Here is a 9,547-nt window from a genome sequence, read left to right as displayed (position 1 = left end):
CGGGCTACGCGTGGCGCAGCCGCGCGGAGCTCGAAGGGCGAAGCGTGGTGCCCGGCGAAGCCCAACGGGCGAAGACGGGCTGCCCAAAACTCCGCTGGTGCCATCTGCCGGTAGGCATCAATGTGGTACGTCTACATCATCCGCAGCACCAACTTTCCGGACCAGGAGTACATCGGTGCCACTGCGGATTTGAAACGACGCTTTCCGGAACACAATGCCGGCAGATCCGCGCACACCGCCAAGTTCAAGCCATGGCAACTGATCTGGTACTGTGCCTTCCCCGATAAGTACAAAGCGCTTGCCTTCGAGAAGTATCTAAAATCCCATTCCGGCCGCGCGTTCGCCAAGAAGCGCCTCTGATCCCCCCTCACTCCGCCACCGCCGCATTCAGCCTGTCCCGCAGCGCCACGATCTCGTTCTTCATCGCCGATAGTTCCGGGACCGAGCAGGCAGAGGCCGCCAGGACCTGTTGCGGCACCGCTCTCGCCTTCTCCTTCAGCGCCTGCCCTTGCGGCGTGAGTGCGATCAGCACCTGCCGCTCGTCTTCCTTGCTGCGTGTGCGCTTGATGAGCTGTGCGGCTTCCAGCCGCTTGAGCAGCGGCGTCAGCGTGCCGGAATCCAGGAACAGCCGCTCGCCGATATCCTTGACCGGAACTCCATCCTTCTCCCAGAGCACGAGCATCGCCAGGTATTGCGGATAGGTCAGGCCGAGCCGGTCCAATAGCGGCTTGTAGACGCGGTTGAACGCGTGCGCGGTCGAATAGATCGCAAAGCAGATTTGATTGTCGAGCCGTAGCGGCTGGTCCGCGACCGCCAACTGTTTCCGTGCCATTTCTCAGCCTCGTCAGAATCTGGGTTCATTGTGGGCCGGTGCCGCCACACATTCAATTGCGAACAATTAAATGTGAGGCCATGCGTTTTATATTGTGCGCAATCTAATTGTCTGCAATATAAACGGCGTCGAAACCATTGATGAGGGAGACACCCCATGTCCGTGAACGTGCTCTACAAGACCAGCGCCAAGGCCACTGGCGGCCGCGACGGCCATTCCGCGACGCTTGATGGTGCGCTCGACGTCAAGCTCACCACGCCGAAGGAGCTCGGCGGTGGCGGCGGCGCCGGCAACAACCCCGAACAGCTCTTTGCGGCCGGCTACGCCGCCTGCTTCATCGGCGCGATGAAGTTCGTGGCCTCGCAGGGCGGCCCGAAGGTGCCCGCCGACGCTGCGGTGACCTCGACGGTCGGCATCGGACCGCGCTCCGAAGGCGGCTTCGGCCTCGATATCGCGCTCGATGTCTCCCTGCCCGGGCTCTCGCGTGCGGATGCAGAGGCGCTGGTGGAAAAGGCCCACCAGGTGTGTCCCTATTCCAACGCCACGCGCGGCAATGTCGATGTACGCCTGAACGTGGTGTAATCCGTATGGCGGAATAGCCCGCTGATTTTTTGCGGCGGGCTATTCGCGTTGCGATCGGTGATGGCATGCCTCCACGCGCGATAAGGCATTGCCGCCGCGTTCGAAGACCGCTAGCTCTGGACAAACCCTCCATCTGTTTGACTTGAGCGAAGGTTTCCCATGAGTTCAGAAGCGGTCGCAGGCGCGATGGCCGGCCTGCGCGTGATCGATTTGACGCGCGTGCTCGGCGGTCCCTATTGCACCCAGATTCTCGCCGACCACGGCGCCGACGTGATCAAGGTCGAGCCGCCCGCCGGCGACGAAGTGCGCGACTGGGGCCCTCCCTTTCATGAGGAGGATGCGGCCTATTTCGTCGGCATCAACCGCAACAAGCGCTCGATCGGGCTCGACCTCGCCTCCGAAGGCGGCCGTGCCGTGCTGATGAAGCTGCTCGAAGGCGCCGACGTCCTGATCGAGAATTTCAAGCCGGGCACGCTCGACAAATGGGGCATCGGCAACGACGTGCTGCGCGCGAAATTCCCGCGGCTGGTGCATTGCCGGATCTCCGGCTTCGGCGCCGACGGCCCGCGCGGCGGCAATCCCGGCTATGACGCGATCATCCAGGCCATGACCGGCATGATCGCCGCCACCGGCTCGCCGGAAAGCGGCCCGATGCGAATCGGCGTGCCGCTGGTCGACATCACCACCGGGCTCTATGCGACGATCGGCATCCTGATGGCGCTGTCGGAGCGGCAGCGCTCCGGCCTCGGCCAGTTCCTCGAGACCACGCTGTACGAGACCGGCCTTGCGATCATGCATCCGCACACGGCCAACTACTTCATGCACGGCAAGCCGCCTGGTCTCACCGGCAACGAGCATCCCAACCTCGTTCCTTACGCGATCTTCCCGACCAAGACCGACAACATCTTCATCGGCGTCGGCAATGACGGCACCTTCCGCAAATTGTGTAAGGAGATCGGCAAGCCCGAACTCGGCACCGACCCGCGCTTTGCCCGCAACAAGGACCGCATTGCGAACCGCGACGCGCTGCGCGCGGAGCTTGCCGCGGTGTTCAGCCAGTATGAGGCCGAGCCGCTGTGCAACCGCCTGCTCGCCGCCGGCCTGCCGGCGGGGCCGGTGCAGAAGATCGACCAGGCGCTGACCAACCCGCACACGATCTACCGCGGCGATATCATCGAGAAGGATTGGTACAAGGGCGTCGCCTCGCCGATCCGGCTGGAACGCACCAAACCGAGCCTGCGCCGCACCCCGCCAAAGTTCAGCCAGCACGCCACTGAGGTGCTCGGCGAGTTCGGCTACTCGCAAGCGGAAGTCGAGGCGCTGGTCGCCAAGGGCGTGGTCTGCGGGCCCGAGCGGAAGCGCTGATCTGTCCGGGTCGGCTTCGTAGCCCGGATGGAGCGCAGCGCAATCCGGGAAAATTCACGCCTTGCTGTAAAGGCCCCGGATTGCGCTTCGCTCCATCCGGGCTACGTGCGGCTGCGGCAACGGGTCGCTTGCCCTTCGCCGGGTCGCTCTTTCTGCCTTATCCGTCGCCGGCTCCCGCTTCCCCGGCGCCATGATCTTCGCTTATAGGTCATTTGCACGTCATTCCGCGCTGCTAGCGCAACCGACGGAGATGGCGGCTTAACGGGAGGGGTTTTGATGGCTTTTCGACAGTTCGGCGCTGCAGCAGCAATCGCGGTCGCACTGGCATTCGGCGCTTCGCCGGCATTTGCGGTGACCGAGATCCAGTGGTGGCACGCCATGACCGGCGGCAACAACGATGTCGTGGTCAAGCTCGCCAATGACTTCAATGCATCGCAGAGCGAGTACAAGGTCGTTCCGACCTACAAGGGCGGCTATGCTGATACGATGAACGCCGGCATTGCCGCGTTCCGCGCCGGCAACGCGCCCCACATCATGCAGGTCTTCGAGGTCGGCACCGCCACCATGATGGCGGCAACCGGCGCGATCAAGCCGGTCTACAAGCTGATGCAGGAGGCCGGCGAGAAATTCGATCCGAGCAGCTACCTGCCTGCGATCACCGGCTACTACTCGACTTCGAAAGGCGAGATGCTGTCCTTCCCCTTCAACTCGTCCTCGACGGTGATGTGGGTCAATCTCGACGCCTTGAAGAAGGCTAATGTTGCCGAGATCCCGAAGACCTGGCCGGAAGTGTTCGACGCGGCGAAAAAACTGAAGGCCGCGGGCCACACCAATTGCGGCTTCTCCAACGCCTGGGCGACCTGGGTCAATCTCGAGCAGCTCTCGGCCTGGCACAACGTGCCGCTGGCCAGCAAGGCCAACGGGCTCGACGGCTTTGACACCGTGCTGCAGTTCAACGGACCGCTGCAGGTCAAGCATCTCGAAAATCTGATCGAGCTGCAGAAGGACAAGACCTACGACTATTCCGGCCGCACCAACACCGGCGAAGGCCGCTTCACTTCGGGCGAGTGCCCGATCTTCCTGACCTCGTCGGCCTTCTTCGGCAATGTGAAGTCGCAGGCCAAGTTCAACTGGACCAACGCGCCGATGCCCTACTATCGCGACGCCAAGGGCGCGCCGCAGAATTCGATCATCGGCGGCGCCTCGCTGTGGGTGATGGGTGGCAAGACGGCCGAGGAATACAAGGGCGTCGCCAAGTTCCTGGCCTTCCTCTCCGACACCGACCGCCAGGTCGGGATCCACAAGGCCTCCGGTTATCTCCCGATCACCAAGGCGGCCTACGAGAAAGCGAAGGCGGAAGGCTTCTACAAGGATCAGCCTTATCTGGAGACCCCGCTGAAGGAGCTCACCAACAAGGAGCCGACCGAGAACTCGCGCGGCCTGCGCCTTGGCAACATGGTGCAGCTCCGCGACATCTGGGCCGAAGAGATCGAGCAGGCGCTGGCCGGCAAGAAGACCGCCAAACAGGCGCTCGATGCCGCCGTCGAGCGCGGCAACCAGATGCTCCGGCAGTTTGAAAAAACCGCTGTACGCTGAGATCTCGCGTCGCACGCACACCACGTAGCCCGGATGGAGCGAAGCGTAATCCGGAGAGTTTCGCCGCGGATCGACTACCCGGATTACGCTTGCGCTCCATCCGGGCTACAATTACGCGCTGAGGGGATGATCGGGCGGCCCGCATGATGCGGCCTGCCTCGCTTGGGGTGTCATGCAGAAGCAGGCGGTTTTCCAGTCCAAGCTGTTGCCTTTTGCGCTGGTCGCGCCGCAGCTCGCGATCGTCCTGATCTTCTTCTATTGGCCGGCCGCGCAGGCGGTGCTGCAATCCTTCCTGCTTCAGGATGCGTTCGGGCTCTCGACCAGTTTCGTCTGGTTCGAGAACTACCAGGACATCCTGAGCCAGCCGGATTATTGGGCGGCGATCGTCAGGACCTTCGTGTTCTCCTTCGCCATCGCGTTCTCGTCGCTGTCGTTTGCGCTGCTGCTGGCTGTCATGGCCGACAAGCCGCTGCGCGGCGGCACGCTGTATCGCACGCTCCTGATCTGGCCCTATGCCGTCGCCCCGCCGGTGGTCGGCGTACTCTGGGTGTTCATGCTGCACCCCTCGCTCGGGATCCTGGCGCGCGGACTGCGCGGCATGGGCATCGACTGGAATCCGCTGCTCGACGGCAACCAGGCCGCGCTCCTGATCATTCTCGCCGCCGCCTGGAAGCAGATTTCCTACAATTTCCTGTTCTTCCTCGCGGGCCTGCAGAGCATTCCGAGAAGCGTGTTCGAGGCGGCCGCGATTGACGGGGCACGCCTGATGCGCCGGTTCTGGACGGTGACGTTCCCGCTGCTGTCGCCGACCATCTTCTTCCTTCTGGTCATCAACATCGTCTACGCCTTCTTCGACACGTTCGGCATCATCGACACGATGACGCGCGGCGGACCGGCAAAGGCCACCGAGACGATGGTGTACAAGGTCTATGTCGACGGCCTGCTCGGCGGCAACCTCGGCAGCTCGGCAGCGCAATCGGTGATCCTGATGATCATGGTCATCGGACTGACAGCGGTGCAGTTCCGCTTCGTCGAGCGCAAGGTGACCTACTGATGGTCGAGCAGGAAGGCATCCAGCGCTACGTCGCGCATGCGATCCTGTGGATCGGCATCGCAATCGTCGCGTTTCCGGTCTATCTCGCCATCGTTGCGTCCACCCAGGAAAATGCCGTTATCGCCAACGGCCAGATGTCGCTCCTGCCGGGCGGACATTTCCTTCAGACCTACTACCAGACCATTTTCGTCGGCACGAGCGGCTCGACCCGCGAGCCGGTCGGCACCATGCTGCTCAACTCGCTGGTGATGGCGCTGTTGATCGCATTCGGCAAGATCGCGATCTCGATCATCTCGGCCTATGCGATCGTCTATTTCCGCTTTCCGTTCCGGATGGCGATGTTCTGGCTGATCTTCATCACGCTGATGCTGCCGGTCGAGGTGCGGATCTATCCGACCTACAAGACCGTCGCCGACTTGCACCTGCTCGACAGCTATGCCGGTCTCGCGCTGCCGTTGATCGCATCCGCCACCGCGACCCTGCTGTTCCGCCAGTTCTTCATGACCGTCCCCGAGGAGCTGCTCGAGGCGTCGCGCATCGACGGCGCAGGGCCGTTGCGGTTCTTCTGGGATACGCTGTTGCCGCTGTCGCGCACCAACATGGCGGCGCTGTTCGTCATCCTCTTCATCCTCGGCTGGAATCAGTATCTCTGGCCGCTGTTGATCACCACGCGCGACGACATGCAGACGATCCAGATCGGCATCCGCAAGATGATCACCACCACCGATGCACTGACCGAATGGCCGGTGGTGATGGCCACCGCCGTGCTCGCGATGTTGCCGCCGGTGCTCGTGGTCGTGGTGATGCAGAAGCTGTTCGTGCGCGGACTGGTGGAGACGGAAAAGTGAGGGAGCTAGTGGCGAATAGCGAATGGCGAGTAGCGAATGGAGGCACGCGCAAGCTGACGACCTTCGCTTTCCTATTCGCTATTCGCTACTCGCTATTCGCCCGCCTCCCCCTACTCGCTATTCGCGTCCGCGGAGCTCGACATGGCTAACGTCACCCTCCGCAACGTCCGCAAGACCTATCCGGGCGGTTTCGAAGCGATCAAGGGCATCGATTTCGAGGTCGGCGACGGCCAGTTCTGCGTGCTGGTCGGCCCGTCCGGCTGCGGCAAGTCGACGCTGCTGCGCATGGTGGCGGGGCTGGAGACCATCACCGGCGGCGAGATCGACATCGGCGGCCGCCTGGTCAACCAGGTCGAGCCCGCCGATCGCGACATTGCCATGGTGTTCCAGAACTACGCGCTCTATCCGCATATGAGCGTCTACAACAACATGGCCTACGGCCTGCGCAACCGCCGCATGCCGGAGGCGGAGATCAGGACGCGCGTCGAGGAAGCCGCGCGCATCCTCGAGCTTGCCGCGATGCTCGACCGCAAGCCGCGGCAGCTCTCCGGCGGCCAGCGACAGCGCGTCGCGATGGGGCGCGCGATCGTGCGGCAGCCGAAAGTGTTCCTGTTCGACGAGCCGCTGTCGAACCTCGACGCCAAGCTGCGCATCGCGATGCGAGTCGAGATCCGCAAATTGCAGCGCCGGCTGAACACGACCTCGATCTACGTCACCCACGATCAGCTTGAGGCGATGACGCTCGCCGATATCCTCGTCGTGATGAATGGCGGCCTGGTCGAGCAGATCGGCAATCCCCTTGAAATCTACAAGAAGCCGGCGACCACCTTCGTCGCCGCCTTCATCGGCGCGCCGCCGATGAACCTGATGCCGCTGGCTTCCGATGAACTCAGGTCGCAGCTCGCCGGCGATATCAGTGCCAGCGAGGCCGGCATTCTCGGGATCCGGCCCGAAGACTTCGTGATCGCGAACGAATCGGTCCCCGGCGGCGTCGCGCTTGGCCTCACCGTGGAGGCGATCGAGCATGTCGGCGCCGAGACCTTCGTCTACGGCACCCGCCAGCGTGAGGAACAGGGCGTGGCCGCCAACCCCGGCGAACTGCCGCCGGGCGAGGTCATCGTCCGGGTTCCCGGCGCGACCGGCCCCGCCATCGGCCAGCGGATCCGGGCGGTCGCCCCCCGCGACAAATTGCACCTGTTCACCGCCGATGGCCGGAAGCGAATCGGCTGAGGCTTGGACGCCTTCCCTCGCCGTCATTCCGGGGCCCGCGCAGCGGGAACCCGGAATCCATCGGCTGCATACCGTGGCGGAGAAATGGATTCCCGGTTCATCGCGGAGCCTGTCATCAGGCCGCGCTTCGCGCGGACCCGGTGGCAATGCCCCCGGGGACGACGGCGTTTGGGCTGGCAACGAGCGGATTAATCCTGATTCCAGAGGCGCTTGAACCCTCCGCGAATCGCCCCCATATTCGTTCATGACCGAGGGCAAGACGCCTATTCGGTTGCATGGGGCGCCGCAAGGGCCCCTCAAAGTCGCTTCGAGAGGGCTTTGGGATGTCTCGTGTTCCAACGTTGTCCAGTCCGTTCCTTTTGGGATTCGACGAAATCGAGCGTGCGCTCGATCGCGTCGTGAAAGGCGCCGACGGCTATCCTCCATACAACATCGAGCGGTGTGACCGGTCCAACGGCCAGCCCGAACGCCTGCGCATCACGCTGGCGGTGGCGGGGTTTACCCGCGACCAACTCGATGTAACGGTTGAGGAAAACCAGCTCGTGATTCGGGGCCGCCAGCAGGAGGACAAGGCTCGGCAATACATCCATCGCGGCATTGCCGCACGCCACTTCCAGCGCACTTTCGTGCTGGCGGAGGGGATGCAGGTGCTGGGCGCGGATCTGAAGAACGGGCTGTTGTCGGTCGACCTGGCCAGGCCGGAACCTGAAAGGGTCATTAAGACAATCGCGATCAATGAGCACGAATAATGGAACGAGGAGCGGACTCGACCGCTTAATCGACAAAGGAGTCGAGACCATGAGTGAAGTGAGTACGACGTTAGAACGCGATAGCGTCTCACCGGAGGCGCTGGCCCATCTGGGCGAGGGTCATATCGCCTATGTGAAGCAGGTCCGTTCCGAGGATGTACCGGATCTCTTTCCCCAGGCGCCCAAGATTGCGCCGGGCCTCAAACTCTTCGCGCTCCATGCCGCCGACGGCACGCCGATGATGCTGACCGATAGCCGGGAAGCCGCGGTCGCCAACGCCTGGAGCAACGAGCTACAGGCCGTCAGCGTCCACTGACGCCGGTCAGCCTGACGCGGGCTGGTTGAACGCGCCACAGCGAATTCGATGCGCGGGCATGTCCTCCAACGAGGGCTGCCCGCGTGTTTTTTCAAACCGCCCCCCGCATCATTTGAAGGCCTCCCGGAGCTCAAGCAGCGCCGCCTTGAGCGGCGGTAGATCGTCTTTGACGGCTTTCCAGATGATTGCAGCATCAACCCGCTGGTAATCATGCCGCAGAATATTGCCGATGCCGGCGATATCCTTCCAACGCACGTCCTTGTGCTGGGCCTTCAAATCATTGCCGAGATGGCGGCTGGCTTCGGAGATAATCTCTATTCCACGTTCAACCGCAGAGCGCAGCAACCACGAGCGCCCGTAATCGCGAATCGTTTTTCCGGCCAGCGCCTTCTCGATGCCGCGGATGCTTTCGAGCATGTCGTGGATCCGCAGCAAAGGGGAGCGCGTGGGCATCTAGAAAACCCGCGTCGCCTCGGCTTCGATCTGTTTTCGGATGAGCGGATGGAGTCCCTTGCGGGTGGTTAAATCGACTTCGACGCCAAGGCTCTCCTCGAGTAGCCGCTTGGCGGCCACCAAATCCAGGGCGTTAAAGCGGCCCCGAGGATCGTAGTCGATAAACAGGTCGATGTCGCTTTTCGCATTGGCTTTGTTGCGAGCCGTCGAACCAAACAGGTAGAGCGACGTCGCTCCCAGCGCCTTGATGGCGTCCGCCTGGCTTCGCAGCTTCCTCAATGCTTCAGTTCTTGTCATGCAGCAATTGTATCACGAGCGACGAAATGCCGCCAAAGCGGGTATGCGCTTCCAGCTAGCGACTAAGCCGCGCTTGCCGGCGGCAGTGCGAGTACCGAGTAGATCGCCTGCGCGTCGCGGGAAGCACGCAGCTTCTTGGCGACGTCCTGGTCGCGTAGCAGGCGGGCGATGCGCGCCAGGGCCTTGAGGTGGTCGGCGCCGGCGCCTTCGGGGGCAAGCAGGAGG

13 protein-coding genes are annotated in these 9,547 nt (G+C 63.0%); 9 read left to right on the top strand and 4 right to left on the bottom strand.

Annotated elements, in window-relative coordinates; all coding sequences use genetic code 11:
- Nucleotides 1-120 precede the first annotated feature (120 nt).
- Complete coding sequence (locus CWO89_RS35815) at nt 121-360, top strand: GIY-YIG nuclease family protein (RefSeq protein WP_130583132.1); 240 nt, start codon at nt 121-123, stop codon at nt 358-360.
- Nucleotides 361-367: 7 nt separating this feature from the next.
- Here the strand turns inward: CWO89_RS35815 and CWO89_RS35810 are convergent, their stop codons facing one another.
- Complete coding sequence (locus CWO89_RS35810; RefSeq protein ID WP_130583131.1) at nt 368-832, bottom strand: MarR family winged helix-turn-helix transcriptional regulator; 465 nt, start codon at nt 830-832, stop codon at nt 368-370.
- A gap of 156 nt (nt 833-988) precedes the next feature.
- Between CWO89_RS35810 and CWO89_RS35805 the strand changes: the two genes are divergently transcribed.
- The 8 genes from CWO89_RS35805 (at nt 989) to CWO89_RS35770 (ending at nt 8,572) form a co-directional block, all read left to right on the top strand.
- The gene (locus CWO89_RS35805; protein ID WP_130583130.1) at nt 989-1,414 is read left to right on the top strand and encodes an organic hydroperoxide resistance protein; all 426 of its coding nucleotides are present in this window, start codon (nt 989-991) and stop codon (nt 1,412-1,414) included.
- Between the two features lie 159 nt (nt 1,415-1,573).
- Complete coding sequence (locus CWO89_RS35800) at nt 1,574-2,779, top strand: CaiB/BaiF CoA transferase family protein (RefSeq protein ID WP_130583129.1); 1,206 nt, start codon at nt 1,574-1,576, stop codon at nt 2,777-2,779.
- Between the two features lie 276 nt (nt 2,780-3,055).
- A complete protein-coding gene (gene ugpB / locus CWO89_RS35795) occupies nt 3,056-4,375 on the top strand; it encodes a sn-glycerol-3-phosphate ABC transporter substrate-binding protein UgpB (RefSeq protein WP_130583128.1) in 1,320 nt (439 codons plus the stop codon).
- A 172-nt stretch (nt 4,376-4,547) separates the two neighbouring features.
- A complete protein-coding gene (gene ugpA, locus CWO89_RS35790) occupies nt 4,548-5,429 on the top strand; it encodes a sn-glycerol-3-phosphate ABC transporter permease UgpA (protein WP_130583127.1) in 882 nt (293 codons plus the stop codon).
- A complete protein-coding gene (gene ugpE, locus CWO89_RS35785) occupies nt 5,429-6,277 on the top strand; it encodes a sn-glycerol-3-phosphate ABC transporter permease UgpE (RefSeq protein ID WP_130583126.1) in 849 nt (282 codons plus the stop codon). The genes ugpA and ugpE overlap by 1 nt, the downstream gene beginning before the upstream one ends.
- A 141-nt stretch (nt 6,278-6,418) precedes the next feature.
- Nucleotides 6,419-7,507, top strand: a complete 1,089-nt coding sequence (locus CWO89_RS35780) for a sn-glycerol-3-phosphate import ATP-binding protein UgpC (RefSeq protein WP_130583125.1) — start codon at nt 6,419-6,421, stop codon at nt 7,505-7,507.
- 323 nt (nt 7,508-7,830) lie between these two features.
- Nucleotides 7,831-8,256, top strand: coding sequence for an Hsp20 family protein (locus CWO89_RS35775; protein WP_130583124.1), 426 nt, complete (start codon nt 7,831-7,833; stop codon nt 8,254-8,256).
- Nucleotides 8,257-8,305: 49 nt separating this feature from the next.
- Complete coding sequence (locus CWO89_RS35770; protein WP_028164846.1) at nt 8,306-8,572, top strand: BQ00720 family protein; 267 nt, start codon at nt 8,306-8,308, stop codon at nt 8,570-8,572.
- A 108-nt stretch (nt 8,573-8,680) separates the two neighbouring features.
- Here the strand turns inward: CWO89_RS35770 and CWO89_RS35765 are convergent, their stop codons facing one another.
- The 3 genes from CWO89_RS35765 to CWO89_RS35755 form a co-directional block, all read right to left on the bottom strand.
- The gene (locus CWO89_RS35765; protein WP_165421463.1) at nt 8,681-8,989 is read right to left on the bottom strand and encodes a HepT-like ribonuclease domain-containing protein; all 309 of its coding nucleotides are present in this window, start codon (nt 8,987-8,989) and stop codon (nt 8,681-8,683) included.
- A 36-nt stretch (nt 8,990-9,025) separates the two neighbouring features.
- Nucleotides 9,026-9,322: a nucleotidyltransferase family protein gene (locus CWO89_RS35760; protein WP_130583122.1), complete on the bottom strand. Its 297-nt coding sequence runs from the start codon at nt 9,320-9,322 to the stop codon at nt 9,026-9,028.
- A 62-nt stretch (nt 9,323-9,384) separates the two neighbouring features.
- The coding region (locus tag CWO89_RS35755) for a PTS sugar transporter subunit IIA (RefSeq protein ID WP_165421462.1) at nt 9,385-9,547 on the bottom strand (163 nt) is incomplete at its 5' end.

Origin of the sequence: Bradyrhizobium sp. Leo170 (assembly GCF_004296405.1) — a bacterium.
Classification (GTDB): Bacteria; Pseudomonadota; Alphaproteobacteria; order Rhizobiales; family Xanthobacteraceae; genus Bradyrhizobium.
Note: the sequence above shows the minus strand (reverse complement) of the source record. Positions and strands in the feature narration are given on the sequence as shown.